The organism is Methylotenera sp. (assembly GCF_029945535.1).
Classification (GTDB): Bacteria; Pseudomonadota; Gammaproteobacteria; order Burkholderiales; family Methylophilaceae; genus Methylotenera.
Genome location: NZ_JAQSCU010000013.1, coordinates 226,891 through 244,797 on the forward strand (window position 1 = coordinate 226,891; position 17,907 = coordinate 244,797).

A 17,907-nucleotide genomic window follows, 5' to 3' on the forward strand; every position below is an offset into this window, starting at 1 on the left:
AACTATTCGAACCTGCGTTTAAAGAAATTCTTGATATCATCAACATAGCTAAATACTGATGGAATCACCAATAGGCTTAATAGCGTAGAGGTCATTAGACCACCAATAACAGCGACAGCCATAGGAGAGCGGAATGAGGTGTCACCAGCACTCCAGCCAGCGGCAATTGGTAGCATACCTGCACCCATAGCGATGGTTGTCATCACAATCGGTCTTGCACGTTTGTGGCAGGCGTCTATTAAGGCGTCAAAGCGGCTTAGGCCGTGATCGCGTTGTGCCACGATGGCATATTCCACCAGCAAGATTGAGTTCTTAGTGGCGATGCCCATGAGCATGACCAGTCCAATAAGTGAAGGCATAGAAAAACTTTTGCCTGCGACTAAAAGTGCTACAAATGCACCACCTAATGACAAGGGTAGCGCGACCAAAATGGTAAATGGGTGTAAAAAGTCTTTAAACAAAATGACCAATACAATGTAGATACATAGCACGCCGGTGAGCATTGCCAATGCAAAGCTGCCGAATAATTCATTCATGACTTCCGCATCACCGATTTCAGTTTGTTTAATACCTGCAGGTAGCTTTTGTAAGCTAGGTAGGTGTTTTACCGCTTCGGTAACATCGCCTAAAGTAAGTTTGGAGAGTTCAACTTCAATCTGTACGTTACGCGTGCGGTCATAGCGGTCTATCACTGCCGGGCCGCCTTCTAAATTAAAGTCTGCTACCTGCGCGAGCATGACGGGGCCTTTAGAGCCGGGCACGGTTAAATGTTCTAATATGCTTTGACCTTTACGTGCTTCATCTGATAACTGGACGACAATAGGCACTTGGCGCTGACTAAGATTCAACTTAGCCACAGAAAAATCATAATCGCCATCGGTAGCGATACGCAATGTTTCACTAATCGCATTACTGCTTACGCCTAAGTCGGCAGCTTTACTAAAGTCTGGGCGTACTATCATTTCAGGGCGAATGAGCGTTGCGCTAGAGGCAATATTGCCTATGCCAGGAATCGTACGTAAATCTTGTGTAACGGCATTAGACGCTTCTTGTAAGGCAGCAGAATCATCACCACTCAACATCAGTATATATTTTTCACCTGAGCCGCCTAAGCCAACTTTGCTACGGACACCTGCTAGATTAGTGAGTGCGTCACGAATACGGCTTTCAATTTCTTGCTTAGGGGGTCTTTCAGAGCGAGGATCTAGGGCAATTGTCAGGGTTGCTCGTCTTGTTTCAGCAGCGCCCGTACTCACAAAAGCATCGGTACCTGCGCTGCCGCCACCAATAGCTGTATAGATTGTTTTGATATGGGCAATACTTTTGATGATTTGTCGTGCTTCTTCGGCTGATTGCTTGGTTTGTTCTAATGTTGAGCCAGGGGCAAGCTCTAAGTAAACTTGTGTCTGTGAGCTATCATCCGCAGGAATAAAGCCAGTAGGTAGCAATGGAATCAGTTTAATTGAGCCAAATAAAAATAATATAGCTGCAATCACTGTAATTAATCGGTGTTGCAAGCACCAATGGCTCCAACGTAAATAGGTACGCATTATTGCGCCATCTTCTTGATGGGTATTGTTTGGTTTGAGCAGGTAAGCTGACATCATTGGTGTGAGCACACGCGCCACCACAAGTGATGCAAAGATGGCAAAAGCCGCAGTCCAGCCAAATTGTTTAAAGAATTTACCTGGGATACCGCTCATAAATGCTGTAGGTAAAAATACGGCAATTAGGGTAAATGTAGTGGCAATCACGGCTAAGCCAATTTCATCGGCAGCTTCCATCGCTGCTTGATAGGGCGTTTTGCCCATGCGTAAATGGCGTACGATATTTTCGACTTCTACAATGGCGTCATCTACCAAAATACCAATCACGAGTGATAGCGCTAAAAGCGTAACAATGTTGATACTAAAGCCAAAGCTGGACATGCCGATAAACGCGGGAATAACTGATAATGGCAGCGCTACTGCACAAACAAAAGTTGCACGCCAGTTACGTAAAAATAGAAGCACAACGAACACCGCAAGAATGGCACCTTCTATCAGCATGGTGATAGACGCTTTGTATTCATCTCGAACTGGTTGCACAAAGTTAAATGCCTCAGTGAGTACAATATCTGGGTGCTTGAGCTTGAGTTCAGCAAAGGCTTTTTCTACGCCATCACCCACTTCAATTTCGCTCGCACCTTTGCTGCGTGAGATTTCGAAACCAACTACTGGTTTACCATCCAGAAATGCTGCGGAGCGTGGTTCGGCAAAGCTATCTGACACATTAGCGATTTGATTGAGTGTAATTTTCCGGCCATCAGTTAAGTTAAGTTCAATATCGCCGATGGCTTCGGCAGATTTGACTATGGCAATGGTGCGCATGGGTTGTTCGCTATCACCAAGTTTAGTGCGGCCGCCAGCAGACTCCATTTGGCTTAATTTCAATTGATGTGAAATTTCTGCCACCGTAGCATTGAGTGCTTGTAGTTTGCTTGGATCTAGCTCAACGCGAATCTCACGATTGACGCCGCCTACACGGCTGACTTTGCCCAAGCCTTTTACACTGAGTAGTTTTTTGGTGAGTTCGTTATCTACAAACCAAGAGAGCGCCTCATCATCCATGCCTGGCGAGCTAATGGTGTAAGACAATATAGGTGATGATGCTACGTTGAGTTTACTGATTTCAGGATCACGTAAGTCGCTAGGTAAATCTGCTCGGACTTGTGCTACGGCTGAGCGCACATCGTCTACCGCCTCTTGTACAGGTTTTTCCAAGCGGAACTCGACCGTAATGCTGACTACGCCATCTTGCACCTTGGTGTAAATATGCTTTAAGCCCTGTAATGACGCTAAGTTGTTTTCAATCTTACGCGCAACCTCAGTTTCTAGCTGCGCAGGCGAGGCACCGGGAAGGGACGCGGTAATATCCACAGTAGGTAAATCAAGATCAGGAAAGTTTTGCACTTTCATTGCTTGATAGCTAATGACGCCTGCGAACGACAGCATCACAAATAGCATGATGGCAGGAATCGGATTTCTAATACACCAAGCAGAAATATTCATGCGGTTATGGGTCTTTATAAAAGCTAATTGTTAAGGTTTTATTTTTTAGTATTAGCTTGCGGAGCAATCTTCACTAAATCATTGTCAGATAAAAATGCACCACCAGTAGCTACAAGCTGCTGGTTAGGTTCTATACCGCTGATAATTTCAACGAGATTACCTACACGCCTGCCAGTCTTCACTTTAACTTGCTTGGCAATTTTTTTACCATTGATATTGCTAACTGCAAACACGTAGGTAAAGCCATCACGTAGCACCAGCACTTGCTGAGGAAGCGCTAAGGTGCTTGATTGACCTAAGATAAACTCACCTTTTGCATACATACCAGCTTTTGCTGAGCTGTTAGCTGGTAAATCAACGTAGATAAGCGTATTGCGGGTTTGTGTATCCACTATTGGCGAAATCATACGTACTTTACCTTTGAAGCTTGAGCCATCTGCTGCAATGACGTTGGTTTGCATGCCTGCTTTTATTTTGGCTAAGTCACTCGATACAACTTCGGCACGCCACTCTAGGCGACTTTGTCTAATTAATTTGAATAGCTCGCTACCTGCACCCATCACCGCGCCAACCGTAGCGCTACGTGAAGAAATAACGCCGCTATCAGGCGCATAAATTCTAGTATTTTTTAAGCGTATCTCTTGTGTGGCCACTGCAGCTTTTGCTACTTCAACTCTTGCTTTAGACGTGTCTGCGGCGGTTGTATATTGATCAATTTGCTGATTCGACATAGCGCCAGTATTTTGTAAAGTGCGTGCGCGGTCTGAATTATTGATTGCCTCTCGGCCTTGTGCTTCGGCTTCCATTAAACTTGCTTTAGCTTGGTTTAATTCCGCCTCAATAGACTCCGCAGAGAAAGTTGCGAGTAATTGACTTTTTTTCACAACATCACCCACATTCACTAACACTTGTGTGAGTCGTAAGCCGTTGGATTCACTGCCAATAATGGCTTCTTGCCAGGCTACGATATTACCATTGGCTGATATTTTGAGCGGTAGAACAGTCTGTTGTGGCTGTATGAGTGTTACCGTGAGCGCTGGCGTAGAGATTGTTTCTGTGCTGGTTTTTTCAGCAAGACCAAGAATTGGAGCAAATGCTAAGATTGGTAAAAGTAATAGGAGAAACTTGTTCTCTAATAAATTGGCTGGTAATGGCTTAGTTACTTGTGTCATGGCTTATCTCATTGAGCTGAATCAGTAGGCGCAGAATCTGTGGCTATAGAATCAGCTTCCAGCTGTTCGGTTTGATTAAGTTTTTGGTCAAAAATAAGTGTTGGGGAGTTTAGTGCCGCAGTCCAGCCACCACCCATAGCGCGATATAAAGAAATCCATGCAAGTACCCGTTCATTCTTTAAGATAAGTAAATTATTGTCGGCTTGCAGACTCGCACGGCGCGCCTCTTCAAGTTCAAATAAATTACCTAGGCTGGCTTTGTTGCGAGCTTCAGTGGCAGCTAAAGATATTTTAAATCCTTCTGCAGCTTGATTGGCATCGTTAAAGCGTTGTGCCGTACTGTTTAGAGTGGCTAAAGCTTCCTCTACCTCACGCACAGCATTTCGTGCCACGCTTTCGTAAGTGACTTTGGCGGCTTCATATTGTGCTTTAGCATTTTCTACATTAGCAGCTCTGACTCCAGCATCAAAAATCGGCAAAGATACTGCCAGAGGGCCAATTGACCATGTCAGCCCGTCTAATGCAGATCGATTTTTGCTGAATGTACGAGAGAATGAGTCGTAACTTAACGCTATATTTCCTGCTAAGCTTAAGCGAGGATAACGCTGTGCCTCATTCGACACAATTTCAAAACTGGCTGCAGCAACATTTCGCTCAGCATTCAGAACGTCAGGGCGTTGTGCTAGTAGACCTGCAGGCATTTCGGCTATTTCAATATCGGCAGGGGTGGGTATTACACCACTATTAGTTGCAAGTTTTGCAACTAACTCAGATTCAGGTATTGCTGTGATAGCAACTAAACTTTTAATATTTAAAGTACATTCTAGTGCTTGTTTCTTTTGCAGATTGGCTGCTTCTGCAGCTTGGGCTAAGGATTGACTGGCGCTGGCAGGCGCTAAAAAACCAGCTTTTGCTGTTAAATCTGATAGTCGAGCCGTTTCACGACTAGAATCAGCATTCTTTTTTGCTACTATATTCAAGCTCTCACACAACCGATAGTTAGAGTATTGCTTAGCTGTTTGAGCCGCTACGATTACACGGGCATCGTGCCAAAGTGCAATATTGGCGACTAACTTAGCTTCTTCTTCATGTTTACTTGCTTTATTTCTACCCCAAACATCAAGCTCCCAACTTGCATTCGCACCAACTGAAGCAGTCGTGCTGGTCGGAAATACTGTGCTGCCATTGGTGGATGGGAATGCTGAACCTGACCTACTTCTGCTGATGCTAGCGTCAGCGGTAACATTTGGTAGTAACTGAGAGTTAGCTACCGTAACAGCAGTTTGAGATCCCGTTACTCTAGCTTTAGCGCTTTCAATATCTGGGCTAACTTTCTGAGCGGCTTCAATTAACTCTACAAGAACTGGATCATTGAATTGCTGCCACCAGTGTTTAAGGTTAGTTACTGTGCCATTGTGAGGTTGTGTCGCAGGTAATGGTTCAATCCACTCTGCTGCAGGGTAAGTTGGCTTGAAGTTATTCTGCTTTACAGTAGTGCAACTACAAATAAATATGCTTAAAAACGCACAGCTTATTAAATTGTGTGATTTTATTTTCATGCTTTTTGCGCACAATTCTGTAACTTTACGTTCAATTTAACATCTCTTAATATTGTTTCGCAGATAGTTGCTTGAGGAACATAAAATATCATAATTAAATGCGTTTTGGAATTTATGTTCTGCCTTGCAATTAAACAAGCAAGGGCTTTGAGCTTAGAATCCTATAAATCTGCTATAAAGTCAATTTACTCGTTAATTTTGTTTTAAGCTTATAGCAAGGCTCATGCTTAATGGGTTACAATTACGGCTTGTCTGAGCTAGCTGTTGAAGTTTTAATTTAAAGCTTGAGGTGTTAGATTTAAAAGTGGCCACAAATTCTTCATAATAACTTTAAAAATAAAATGTTTTAATGTTTAAATTAAGGGGTTATTTGGAATGTGTTTGTAGTAATAGTGTCATAAGTGACATGTAAAAATATTTATATGTTTGATTCGAGTAGCTTTAGATTTCTTGCTGCTTAATTTTCCAAAAAGTTTAGTTTTCAGAAATTGAGTTTGGGGCTAGTAAGTGTTAGAAAATTACTTTCCGATATTGATGTTTATTCTCGTGGGCTTAGCGGTCGGCGTTGGGCCTCTGGTATTGGGTTTATTGGTTTCACCACATAAGCCGGATGCTGCAAAAAATTCTCCATACGAATGCGGTTTTGAAGCGTTTGAAGACGCCCGTATGCGATTTGACGTGCGTTATTACCTCGTAGCTATCCTATTTATTTTATTTGACTTGGAAATTGCCTTTCTATTTCCTTGGGCGGTTGTGTTGCAAGAAATTGGTTTGTTTGGCTTTATTGCCATGATGATTTTTTTGGGCGTACTGGTGATCGGCTTTATTTACGAGTGGATGAAAGGTGCCTTGGAATGGGATTAAACCTCAGAGCGGGACTAAGTAAGCCATGAGTATTGAAGGTATTTTAGAAAAAGGGTTCGTCACCACTACGCTAGATACGGTGATTAATTACACCCGTACTGGTTCGATGTGGCCGATGACTTTTGGTTTGGCGTGTTGCGCGGTAGAAATGATGCATGCAGGCGCTTCACGTTATGATCTGGATCGTTTCGGCATCGTATTTCGCGGAAGTCCTCGTCAGTCAGATGTAATGATTGTGGCTGGCACACTTGTCAACAAAATGGCGCCAGCGCTACGTAAAGTGTATGACCAAATGGCGGAGCCACGTTGGGTAATTTCAATGGGTTCATGCGCTAATGGTGGCGGATATTATCATTACTCTTATGCTGTCGTGCGTGGATGTGATCGCATCGTTCCGGTTGATGTCTACGTGCCGGGTTGCCCGCCAACCGCAGAGGCATTACTCTACGGTATTATTCAGCTACAAAATAAAATCAAACGTACTAACACCATCGCGAGATAGTGCGAGCTAAAAGAAAAATATGTCAGCTAAATTAGATCAATTATTAAGTGATTTGCAAGCTTCGCTAGGCGACAAAATCACTAAGCATGTTGTAGCGCTAGATGAAATCACCATTGAATGTAAAGCTGCAGATTATTTAGCGGTTTGCCAAATATTGCGCGATGCAGCGACTTTGAAGTTTGAGCAGCTAATCGATTTGAGCGGTGTAGATTATCAAACTTATGGCGACGGTGCTTATGATGGCATGCGCTATGCAGTGGTTTGTCACTTGCTTTCTGTGTCACTCAATCATCGTGTGCGTTTACGTGTATTTGCTCAAGATGAAGACTTTCCAATTTTGCCGACTTTGGTCGACGTATGGTCAGTTGCGAACTGGTATGAGCGTGAAGCGTTTGATATGTTCGGTATCATGTTTGAAAATCACCCAGATTTACGTCGCCTTCTGACAGACTATGGCTTTGTTGGCCATCCATTCCGTAAAGATTTTCCTATGATTGGTAATGTTGAAATGCGTTACGACCCAGAGCAGCAGCGCGTGATTTATCAGCCTGTGACCATTGATGAGCGCAATAATGTGCCGCGCGTGATTCGTGATGAAGGAGCGCATCGTGGCTGAGATTCGTAATTACACCATGAACTTTGGTCCGCAGCACCCTGCAGCGCACGGCGTTTTGCGCTTGGTGTTGGAGTTAGATGGTGAAGTAATTCAGCGTGCAGACCCGCATATTGGCTTGCTACATCGTGGTACTGAAAAGTTAGCTGAAAACCGTACATATCTACAATCTGTACCCTATATGGACAGGCTTGATTATGTGTCGATGATGTCGAACGAACATGCGTATGTGATGGCGATTGAAAAAATGATGGGTATCGATGTGCCCATCCGCGCGCAATACATACGTGTAATGTTCGACGAAATTACTCGCGTGCTAAATCACCTGTTATGGCTTGGCGCACATGCTTTAGACGTGGGCGCAATGACGGTGTTTTTGTACGCTTTCCGCGAACGTGAAGATTTGTTTGATTGTTATGAAGCCGTTTCTGGTGCGCGCATGCATGCTGCGTATTATCGTCCAGGTGGTGTGTATCGCGATTTACCAACGCAAATGCCGCAATATCAAGTTTCGCCTTTGCGTAATGCTAAAACCGTTAAAAGTCAGAATGAAAACCGCCAAGGTTCATTGCTAGATTTCATTGAAGATTTCGTCAATCGTTTTCCTAAATATGTTGATGAATATGAAACTTTGCTCACTGATAACCGTATCTGGAAACAACGTACTGTCGATGTAGGTATCGTCACCCCAGAGCGTGCTTTACAGTTAGGGATGACGGGCCCAATGCTACGTGGCTCCGGTATTGCTTGGGATCTACGTAAAACACAGCCTTATGAAGTATACGCAAATATGGATTTTGATATTCCTGTTGGCGTGAATGGTGATTGTTACGATCGCTACTTGGTGCGCATGGAAGAGTTTAGGCAATCAAACCGCATCATTAAACAATGTGTTGATTGGTTGCGTAAAAATCCAGGCCCAGTGATTTCCAGTGATAATAAAGTTGCACCGCCAGGCCGTGAAGGTATGAAAAGCAACATGGAAGACATGATTCACCACTTCAAGCTATTTACCGAAGGTTTCCACGTGCCAGCAGGTGAAGCTTATGCTGCAGTTGAACATCCAAAAGGTGAGTTTGGTATTTATATGGTGTCTGATGGCGCTAATAAGCCGTACCGCCTAAAAATACGTGCGCCAGGTTTTGCCCATTTAGCGGCTTTAGATGAAATGACACGCGGCCACATGATTGCTGACTTGGTTGCGATTATTGGTACGCAAGATATTGTATTTGGCGAAATAGATAGATAATTAGGTCTGATAGATAAAAAATGTTAAGTCCACAAGCCATAGAGAAAATAGATTACGAGCTGACAAAATATCCAGCTGACCAACGCCAAGCGGCGGTGATGAGCGCCTTGCGTATTGTGCAAACAGAGCGCGGCTGGTTGTCGAAGGAAAGCATTACTGAAATAGCACAATATTTGCGTATGCCTGAAATCGCCGCGATGGAAGTGGCAAGTTTTTACAATATGTATGATTTGTCTCCGGTTGGAAAATACAAAATCACAATATGTACTAATATTTCATGCATGTTGCGCGATAGTGATGAGATTGTTAATCATTTAAAAGCTAAATTGGGTGTTGGATTTAATGAAGTGACGCCCGACGGTAAATTTTGCCTAAAAGAGGGTGAGTGCATGGGCTGTTGTGGTGGCGCGCCTTTGATGCATGTAAACAATACTGATATGCATGAGTTTCTGACGGTTGAAAAAGTAGATGCGATTATTGAGGAGCTTAAATAATGGCAACTAGTAAATCCGCGGTTGATAAAACGGCACTTCATAAGCCAGTCGTGATGACTGATTTAAAAGGTCAAACTTTAGTGACCTTACGCACGCTCACAGAAGAAAATCCAGCATCGTTAGAGACATACATTAAACTCGGTGGTTACTCAGCGTTAAAACGCATCGTGACTGAGAAAACTAAAGCGACCGATATTATTACCGAGGTGAAAACTTCCGGCTTACGTGGTCGCGGTGGTGCAGGCTTCCCAACAGGTCTTAAGTGGAGCTTTATGCCGCGCTACTTTGATGGCGTAAAGTACTTGGTTTGTAACTCCGATGAAGGGGAGCCTGGCACATTCAAAGACCGCGATATTATTCGCTACAATCCGCATCAGTTGATTGAAGGTATGGCAATTGCCGCTTATACATTGGGGGCGCGCGTAGGCTATAACTATATTCACGGTGAAATCTGGCAAGATTACGAGATATTTGAAGCGGCTTTGCACGAAGCAAAAGCAGCTGGTTACTTAGGTGAAAACATTTTAGGTAGCAACTTTAATTTTGATTTATATGCAGTGCATGGGTACGGCGCATACATCTGTGGTGAAGAAACTGCATTGATTGAATCAATTGAAGGTAAAAAAGGTCAGCCACGTTTTAAACCGCCGTTTCCAGCAAGTTATGGTGTATTTGGTAAGCCTACCAACGTCAACAATACGGAAAGTTACACTTCTATTCCTTGGATATTAGAGCATGGTGGACAAGCTTTTGCTGACTTAGGTGTACCTAATTCGGGCGGTACAAAACTATTCTCAGTGTCTGGGCATGTTGAAAAGCCAGGTAACTACGAAGTTAAAATGGGTACGCCATTTAATGAGCTATTAGAGCTTGCAGGTGGCGTTTGGAAAGGTCGTAAGCTTAAAGCGGTGATTCCAGGCGGGCCATCAACGCCAGTGATGCCAGCAGAAGCGATTATGGCTGCGACGATGGACTATGAAGGCTTAAGTAAAGCGCGCTCTAGTTTAGGTGCTGGTTCAATGATCGTGATGGATGAAACTACTTGTATGGTGAAAGCCTTGCATCGTTTATCTTATTTCTTCTATGAAGAAAGTTGCGGTCAATGTACGCCATGCCGCGAAGGCACCGGTTGGGTTTATCGTGTGATAGACCGCATCGTTAACGGTAAAGGCAAAATGGAAGATTTAGATTTGCTAACAGATGTAAGCAACAACATCGCAGGTCGCACTATTTGTGCGTTAGGCGAAGCTGCGGCAACGCCAGTGTTAAGCTTCATTAAACATTTTAGACCAGAGTTTGAATACTATATTCAGCATGGTAAGAGTATGGTGGAAAGTCAATAATGTTAAATATTGAAATAGATGGCAAAGAGTTAGAAGTCGAACACGGCAGCACGATTATTGATGCTGCGGATAAGGCTGGCATTGCCATACCACGTTTTTGTTATCACCCTAAATTATCCGTAGCGGCTAACTGCCGTATGTGCTTGGTGCAGGTTGAGAAATTCAACAAGCCATTACCAGCTTGTGCAACGCCAGTAGCCGATGGTATGAAGATTTTCACACGTTCTAAATCTGCGATTGAAGCGCAGAAGAGTGTGATGGAGTTTTTATTAATTAATCATCCGCTTGATTGCCCGATTTGCGATCAAGGTGGTGAGTGTGACTTGCAAGATATTGCTGTAGCTTATGGCACCAGTGGCTCACGTTACACTGAAGAAAAACGTGTTGTTTTTAATAAAAATATTGGTCCGCTAGTCAGCACTGATATGACACGTTGTATTCAATGTACCCGTTGCGTACGCTTCTTAAAAGAAGTCGGCGGTATGATGGAGCTTGGTATGGTCGGTCGTGGTGAGCATGCTGAAATTACTGCTTATGTCGATAAGAGCGTGAATTCAGAGCTGTCAGGTAATATCATCGATTTGTGCCCAGTTGGTGCGTTGACTAGCAAACCCTACCGATATTCAGCCCGTAGCTGGGAGCTGACACGTCGCCCAAGTATCGCGCCGCATGATGGCTTAGGTTCGCACATCGAAGTGCATGTAAAAGACAATAAAGTCATGCGCGTATTGCCGCGTGAAAAAGATAGTATTAACGAGTGCTGGTTGTCAGACCGTGATCGCTTCTCTTACGAAGGATTAAACAGCCCAGACCGCCTTAAAGTGCCGATGATTAAACATAACGGCAATTGGGTGGAAACTGATTGGAAAACAGCACTAGAGTTTGCTGCAGGTCAAATCAAAGATATTACTAATGAGCATGGCGCAGAATCACTAGGCGTGCTTGTTTCACCAAATAGCACGATGGAAGAGGGCTATCTAGCTAAGAAATTGGCTGACGGCTTAGGTTGTGGCAACGTGGATTATCGTCTGCGCCAAACTGATTTTAGGTTAGATGGCAAGCGTTTAGGTACGCCATGGATGGGCTGTAATATACAAGAGATTGAAGAGCTAGATCGTATATTAGTGATTGGTTCAAATCTGCGTAATGAGCATCCGTTATTAGCGCAACGCTTCCGTAAAGCGGTAGCGAATGGCGCTAAGCTATCTATCATCAGTCCGCTGGATAACAATCCTTTGATGGATGTCGCGCATAAAGTCATCGTGCGTCCGAATGATATGGTCAACGTGCTTGGCCAAGTGCTTAAGGCAATGTCTGGTTTGCAAAAATTGTCACTATGCTTGCCGCCAACACTTACGCAATTGCTGTCAGATATTAAAGTACGCCCAAATACTCAAGCGATTGCTGAAAGCATGGCTGGACATGGTGAGACGTACGATTTGATTTCACCAAAAGTCGGTATTTTCTTAGGAAATATGGCGTTAAGCGATCCTAGATTTACTGAAATGTATAGTATGGCTGAAGCTATCGGCGGTATTTCAGGCGCTAAAGGCGGTATTTTGCCAGCCGCAGCGAACAGCACTGGTATGCATATGCTAGGCGTGATGCCAAACGGTACTGGTATGCACGCACGTGCAATGCTAGAAGTGCCACGTAAGGCATATTTACTAGTGAACATTGAACCTGAACTTGATTGTCAGCATGCTGCTTTAGCTAAAGCAGCGATGGAAAAAGCCGAATGTGTTGTTGCACTCACTGCATTTAAATCTCAAGCTTTAGAAAATGCCGACGTATTGTTGCCAATAGCGCCATTTACTGAAACTTCAGGCACATTTATGAGCATGGAAGGTCGCGTACAAAGCTTTACTGCCGTGACTAGACCACTAGGTGAATGTCGTCCAGCATGGAAAGTGCTACGAGTATTAGCAAACACTTTAGGTTTGCAAGGTTTTGACTATGAAACTAGTGAGCAAGTTAAAGAGGCGGCATTTGCTGGTGAAAAGCCATCTGCTGTTGTTTGGCGTAGTTTGAATAATAACTTGAAAGAGTTAGTTGAAATTCAAATTAACATTAAGCATGAAGGCTTGCAGCGCATCGGTGAAGTGCCACAATATGAATCTGATCCAATTGTGCGTCGCTCAACTCCGTTACAAAAAACTAAATATAACATCAAACCAATGGCGCGCATGTGCGCGAGTCAACTGGCTGAGTTAGGTCTGATTGACGGTGACCTTGTTTCAGTGAAACAAGACAAGGGTAGTGCCGTGCTCACTGTTAAATTGGATGAACACGTAGCTAAAGGTTGTGTACGTGTAGCAGCCGCACATGAAGATACGATAGGTTTGGGTGATTTGATGGGCGATATTACTGTTGAAAAACTATCACCTGAGCAACTCAAAGCTGATGCAACTGCGGAGGCGCGAGCATGATCGCATCCTTCTTAGGGCTATGCTCCAACCTATTTGGTAGCTACTGGCCAGCAGTGCAACTGACTGTTTGGACTTTGATTAAAATTGTTGCCATTGTTGCGCCATTAATGGGGGCAGTTGCTTACCTCACGCTAGCTGAACGTAAAGTCATTGGCTATATGCAAGTGCGCATTGGTCCTAATCGCGTGGGTTATTTTGGTTTATTACAGCCAATCGCCGATGGTTTAAAACTTTTATTTAAAGAAATTGTTATTCCTACTGCTTCAAATAAAACCTTGTTTTTATTAGGTCCAGTATTAGCAATTGCGCCTGCCTTTGCGGCATGGGCGGTAGTGCCTTTCGATGCTACTCTAGTGCTGGCTAATGTTGATGCTGGTTTGCTTTATATTTTAGCAATGACCTCAGTCGCAGTTTATGGTGTGATTATTGCAGGTTGGGCGTCAAATTCTAAATACGCATTTTTAGGGGCGTTGCGTTCAGCGGCACAAATCGTGTCTTATGAAATTGCCATGGGTTTTGCACTAGTCGGCGTGTTAATGTGCGCTAATACATTGAATCTAGGCAAAATTGTAATGGCTCAAGAGGGTGGCTTCTGGCACTGGTATTTCTTACCACTATTTCCTTTGTTCATCGTTTACTTTATTAGTGCTGTCGCTGAAACTAACCGTGCACCATTCGATGTGGCTGAAGGTGAGTCAGAAATCGTTGCTGGTTTCCATGTGGAATACTCAGGTATGGCGTTTGCAGTGTTCTTCTTAGCTGAATATGCCAACATGATTCTAGTGTCTATGCTCGCTGCAATCATGTTCTTAGGCGGCTGGTTGTCACCTGTGCCGTTTATTCCAGATAGTTTCTTATGGCTTTTAGCTAAAGTAGCTTTCTTGTTGTTCCTATTCTTATGGTTCAGAGCGACTTTCCCAAGGTACAGATATGATCAGATCATGCGTTTAGGTTGGAAGGTGTTTATTCCGATTACCATTGTTTGGATTGTGTTTGTTGGCGGTATGATGCAAACGCCATATGCTTACTTGTTCCACTAATTTGACTACTTTGATATTGACTTAAAAATTTATGATCGCAAAAATTAAATCAACGCTTTCTAGCTTAATGCTAGTCGAGCTACTAAAAGGGATGGCGTTAACAGGCCGCTACTTTTTTGCGCCTAAAATCACGGTGCAATATCCTGAAGAAGTGACACCACAATCAAACCGTTTTCGTGGTTTGCATGCGTTACGCCGTTATCCAAACGGTGAAGAGCGTTGTATTGCTTGTAAGTTATGCGAGGCGGTATGTCCAGCGATGGCCATTACAATTGAATCTGAGCAGCGCGAAGATAATACGCGTCGCACAACACGTTACGATATTGACCTCACTAAATGCATTTTTTGCGGCATGTGCGAAGAATCATGTCCAGTGGACTCTATTGTTGAAACACGGGTGTTTGACTATCACGGTGAGCAACGAGGTGACTTACTCTACACTAAAGAGATGTTGCTGGCAGTTGGTGATAAGCATGAGAAACAGATTGCTGCTGATCGTGCGCAAGATAAAGAATTTAGATAGTTAAAGCATTTAGATAGCAAAAGAATTTAGATAAATATAAGAGTTTAGGTAGAACCGAATCGATATGACCTTTTTTGGCTTACATTTTCAAGACATCGTTTTTTATACGCTAGCAGCTGTATTGCTGTACGCGGCTATCAGCGTGATCACTACCCGTAACCCTGTGTATGCTGCCTTGTACTTGGTATTAGCGTTCTTTACTGCAGCTGGAATTTGGTTGTTATTAGAAGCCGAGTTTTTAGCGATTGCACTCGTATTAGTTTATGTGGGTGCGGTCATGGTGCTGTTCTTATTCGTGGTGATGATGCTGGATATTAATCTTGATAAGTTGCGCGAGGGCTTTTGGAATGCATTACCTGTTGCATTGCCTGTTGGCGGCTTAATGGCAGTAGAAATGGTGATGATTGTTGGTGTGCGCAACTTTGGTGTTGATAAAGTCATTGCTCCAGCAGCGCATCCAGCGGATTACAGCAACACCGCAGAGTTAGGTCGCGTGCTTTACACAGATTATTTATTGCCATTTGAATTAGCTTCAGTTGTGTTGTTGGTAGCGATTGTTGCGGCGATAGCGTTGACCTTAAGAGATAGAAAAGAAAGCAAATCTGTAGACCCATCTAAACAGGTACTGGTAAAAAAAGCTGATCGTCTTCGTATATTGAAAATGGACGCGGTCGTTGAAAAAACTGAAGATGCAACGAATACGCAGGAGACTAAATAATGGTTGGTTTATCTCACTACCTAATTTTAGGTGCGCTGTTGTTTGCTGTTAGCGTGATTGGCATATTTTTAAATCGTAAAAATGTAATTATTTTATTGATGGCAATTGAGCTAATGCTACTTGCTGTAAATCTTAACTTTATTGCGTTCTCACATTATTTACACGATATTGCAGGTCAAGTTTTCGTGTTCTTTATCCTGACTGTGGCGGCTGCAGAATCTGCAATTGGTCTAGCAATTTTGGTGGTGTTGTTCAGAAATCTACGCACTATTAACGTAGATGATTTAGATAGTTTAAAAGGGTAGCGAAAAGAATGACAATGCAACAAATTTATCTCGCTATTCCTCTATTACCGCTATTAGCTGCAATCATAGTCGGCTTGTTTGGTAAGCAATTGCCGCGTGCCGCAGCTCATGTAGTCACGATATTGGGCGTAGGTGCTTCATTTGCTCTGTCGGTTTATGTGCTGAATGATGCAATGACAAGTGCACCCTATAATGCAACAGTCTACTCATGGCTAAAAAGTGGTAATTTCACTTTTGAAATTGGCTTCTTAATCGACAGACTTTCCGCCATGATGATGGTAGTTGTGACTTTTGTTTCGCTGATGGTCCATATCTACACTATCGGCTATATGCATGAAGATAAAGGCTACGCACGCTTTTTCAGCTACATATCTCTCTTTACCTTCTCAATGCTGATGCTAGTAATGAGCAACAACTTCATGCAGTTGTTCTTCGGTTGGGAAGCCGTTGGCTTGGTTTCTTATCTATTGATTGGCTTCTGGTATACACGCCCAACGGCTATTTACGCAAATTTAAAAGCCTTCTTGGTGAACCGTGTTGGTGACTTTGGATTTTTGCTAGGTATAGGCTTGGTATTGTTCCATTTCGGCAGCTTAGATTACGCCGCGGTATTCTCAGTCGCGCCGCAAATGGCGGATGTACAGATTAACCTCATAGGTAATGCGCAGTGGTCATTGATGACTGTGACCTGTATCTTGCTGTTCATCGGCGCAATGGGTAAATCTGCACAAGTGCCCTTGCACGTATGGTTGCCTGACTCTATGGAAGGCCCTACGCCGATTTCAGCATTGATTCATGCAGCAACCATGGTGACGGCTGGTATTTTCATGGTGGCACGGATGTCACCTCTGTTTGAGCTGTCTTCAACAGCACTATCTTTTGTGATGATTATTGGTAGCATTACAGCGCTGTTTATGGGCTTTTTGGGCATTATCCAAAATGACATCAAACGTGTAGTTGCATACTCAACTTTGTCGCAACTTGGCTATATGACGGTTGCGTTAGGTGCTTCAGCTTACTCGGTGGCGATATTCCACTTAATGACGCATGCGTTCTTTAAAGCCTTGCTATTTTTAGGTGCAGGTTCTGTGATAATGGGTATGCATCATGACCAAGATATTCGCAACATGGGTAACTTGAAAAAATACATGCCAGTGACTTGGATTACTTCACTAATTGGTTCACTAGCTTTAATCGGTACACCATTTTTATCAGGCTTCTACTCGAAAGATAGCATCATTGAAGCTGCAAAAGCGTCAACGATTACTGGTAGCGGCTTTGCTTATTTTGCAGTATTAGCGGGTGTATTTGTCACGGCTTTCTATAGTTTCCGAATGTACTTCTTGGTATTCCACGGTACTGAGAAATGGCGTGCTGTAAAACATGACGCACACTACGATGATGAACATGGTGCGCATGACGACCATGATCACCATCATGGCTTATCACCTACTGATGACCCACACGAACCAGGTTGGGTGATTAAGTTGCCGTTAATTTTATTGGCAATACCGTCATTAGCGATTGGTTATTTCGCAATCGAGCCAATGCTATACGGTAGTTTCTTTAAGGGCGTCATATTTGTTGATTCTGCAACGCATCCAGCCATGCATGAACTTACCCATGAATGGCATGAAGTCATGCATAACGCTGCAGGTATGGCTTTGCATAGTTTGATGTCATTGCCACTATTGCTTGCAACTTCAGGTGTTGCGGTAGCGTGGTTCTTCTATATGAAGCGTCCAGATATTCCAGCAAGTATCCAAGCTAGATTTTCTACTATCAATAAAATACTTGAGAATAAATATGGCTTCGATAGCTTTAATGAACGCGTATTTGCCGCAGGCTCAGTCTTTATTGGTAATAAGCTTTGGCAAATTGGTGATGTGAAAATCATCGACGGCGCCATAGTCAATGGCACAGCCAACTTGATAGGCAAGCTTTCAGGTGTAGTACGCAAGTTGCAAACAGGTCTTATTTATCACTATGCATTTGCCATGATTATTGGTGTATTTTTGATGCTCACATTCTTTAATAAAGTATAAA

15 protein-coding genes are annotated in these 17,907 nt (G+C 43.4%); 12 read left to right on the forward strand and 3 right to left on the reverse strand.

Translation table 11 applies throughout. The annotated features are described in order from the left end of the window. Positions 1-2: 2 nt before the first annotated feature. From PSU72_RS08925 to PSU72_RS08935, 3 genes are read right to left on the reverse strand one after another with little or no spacing between them, the layout of a single operon-like run. Positions 3-3,050: an efflux RND transporter permease subunit gene (locus PSU72_RS08925; protein WP_300431996.1), complete on the reverse strand. Its 3,048-nt coding sequence runs from the start codon at positions 3,048-3,050 to the stop codon at positions 3-5. A gap of 38 nt (positions 3,051-3,088) precedes the next feature. Then, positions 3,089-4,222 carry an efflux RND transporter periplasmic adaptor subunit gene (locus PSU72_RS08930; RefSeq protein ID WP_300431997.1) on the reverse strand — a complete coding sequence of 378 codons (1,134 nt, stop codon included), beginning with the start codon at positions 4,220-4,222 and terminating at the stop codon, positions 3,089-3,091. A gap of 8 nt (positions 4,223-4,230) precedes the next feature. Continuing rightward, positions 4,231-5,781 carry an efflux transporter outer membrane subunit gene (locus PSU72_RS08935; protein ID WP_300431999.1) on the reverse strand — a complete coding sequence of 517 codons (1,551 nt, stop codon included), beginning with the start codon at positions 5,779-5,781 and terminating at the stop codon, positions 4,231-4,233. Positions 5,782-6,288: 507 nt separating this feature from the next. Here PSU72_RS08935 and PSU72_RS08940 point away from each other — a divergent pair. The 12 genes from PSU72_RS08940 to nuoL all read left to right on the forward strand — a co-directional run bounded on the left by PSU72_RS08940 (position 6,289) and on the right by nuoL (position 17,906). Continuing rightward, positions 6,289-6,645 (forward strand): NADH-quinone oxidoreductase subunit A, encoded by a 357-nt coding sequence (locus PSU72_RS08940; protein WP_300387206.1) that lies wholly within the window; start codon positions 6,289-6,291, stop codon positions 6,643-6,645. A 25-nt stretch (positions 6,646-6,670) separates the two neighbouring features. Then, positions 6,671-7,147: an NADH-quinone oxidoreductase subunit B family protein gene (locus PSU72_RS08945; RefSeq protein ID WP_013148459.1), complete on the forward strand. Its 477-nt coding sequence runs from the start codon at positions 6,671-6,673 to the stop codon at positions 7,145-7,147. A 19-nt stretch (positions 7,148-7,166) separates the two neighbouring features. Beyond that, positions 7,167-7,763: an NADH-quinone oxidoreductase subunit C gene (locus PSU72_RS08950; RefSeq protein WP_300432001.1), complete on the forward strand. Its 597-nt coding sequence runs from the start codon at positions 7,167-7,169 to the stop codon at positions 7,761-7,763. After that, complete coding sequence (locus tag PSU72_RS08955) at positions 7,756-9,009, forward strand: NADH-quinone oxidoreductase subunit D (protein WP_300432003.1); 1,254 nt, start codon at positions 7,756-7,758, stop codon at positions 9,007-9,009. The genes PSU72_RS08950 and PSU72_RS08955 overlap by 8 nt, the downstream gene beginning before the upstream one ends. A gap of 20 nt (positions 9,010-9,029) precedes the next feature. Continuing rightward, complete coding sequence (gene nuoE, locus PSU72_RS08960; protein WP_300432005.1) at positions 9,030-9,503, forward strand: NADH-quinone oxidoreductase subunit NuoE; 474 nt, start codon at positions 9,030-9,032, stop codon at positions 9,501-9,503. Positions 9,504-9,556: 53 nt separating this feature from the next. After that, a complete protein-coding gene (nuoF, locus tag PSU72_RS08965) occupies positions 9,557-10,846 on the forward strand; it encodes an NADH-quinone oxidoreductase subunit NuoF (RefSeq protein ID WP_367186090.1) in 1,290 nt (429 codons plus the stop codon). Continuing rightward, positions 10,846-13,275: an NADH-quinone oxidoreductase subunit NuoG gene (gene nuoG, locus PSU72_RS08970; RefSeq protein ID WP_300432008.1), complete on the forward strand. Its 2,430-nt coding sequence runs from the start codon at positions 10,846-10,848 to the stop codon at positions 13,273-13,275. Before nuoF ends, nuoG begins: the two co-directional genes overlap by 1 nt. Next, positions 13,272-14,315 carry an NADH-quinone oxidoreductase subunit NuoH gene (gene nuoH, locus PSU72_RS08975; protein WP_300432010.1) on the forward strand — a complete coding sequence of 348 codons (1,044 nt, stop codon included), beginning with the start codon at positions 13,272-13,274 and terminating at the stop codon, positions 14,313-14,315. Before nuoG ends, nuoH begins: the two co-directional genes overlap by 4 nt. Before the next feature lie 31 nt (positions 14,316-14,346). Next, on the forward strand, positions 14,347-14,838 hold the full coding sequence (nuoI, locus tag PSU72_RS08980; protein WP_013148452.1) for an NADH-quinone oxidoreductase subunit NuoI: 492 nt from the start codon (positions 14,347-14,349) through the stop codon (positions 14,836-14,838). Between the two features lie 64 nt (positions 14,839-14,902). After that, a complete protein-coding gene (locus PSU72_RS08985; protein ID WP_300432011.1) occupies positions 14,903-15,556 on the forward strand; it encodes an NADH-quinone oxidoreductase subunit J in 654 nt (217 codons plus the stop codon). Continuing rightward, entirely contained in the window at positions 15,556-15,861 is a 306-nt protein-coding gene (gene nuoK, locus PSU72_RS08990; RefSeq protein WP_300432012.1) for an NADH-quinone oxidoreductase subunit NuoK, read from the forward strand. Before PSU72_RS08985 ends, nuoK begins: the two co-directional genes overlap by 1 nt. 8 nt (positions 15,862-15,869) lie before the next feature. Then, positions 15,870-17,906 carry an NADH-quinone oxidoreductase subunit L gene (gene nuoL / locus PSU72_RS08995; protein ID WP_300432013.1) on the forward strand — a complete coding sequence of 679 codons (2,037 nt, stop codon included), beginning with the start codon at positions 15,870-15,872 and terminating at the stop codon, positions 17,904-17,906. Position 17,907: the final 1 nt, after the last annotated feature.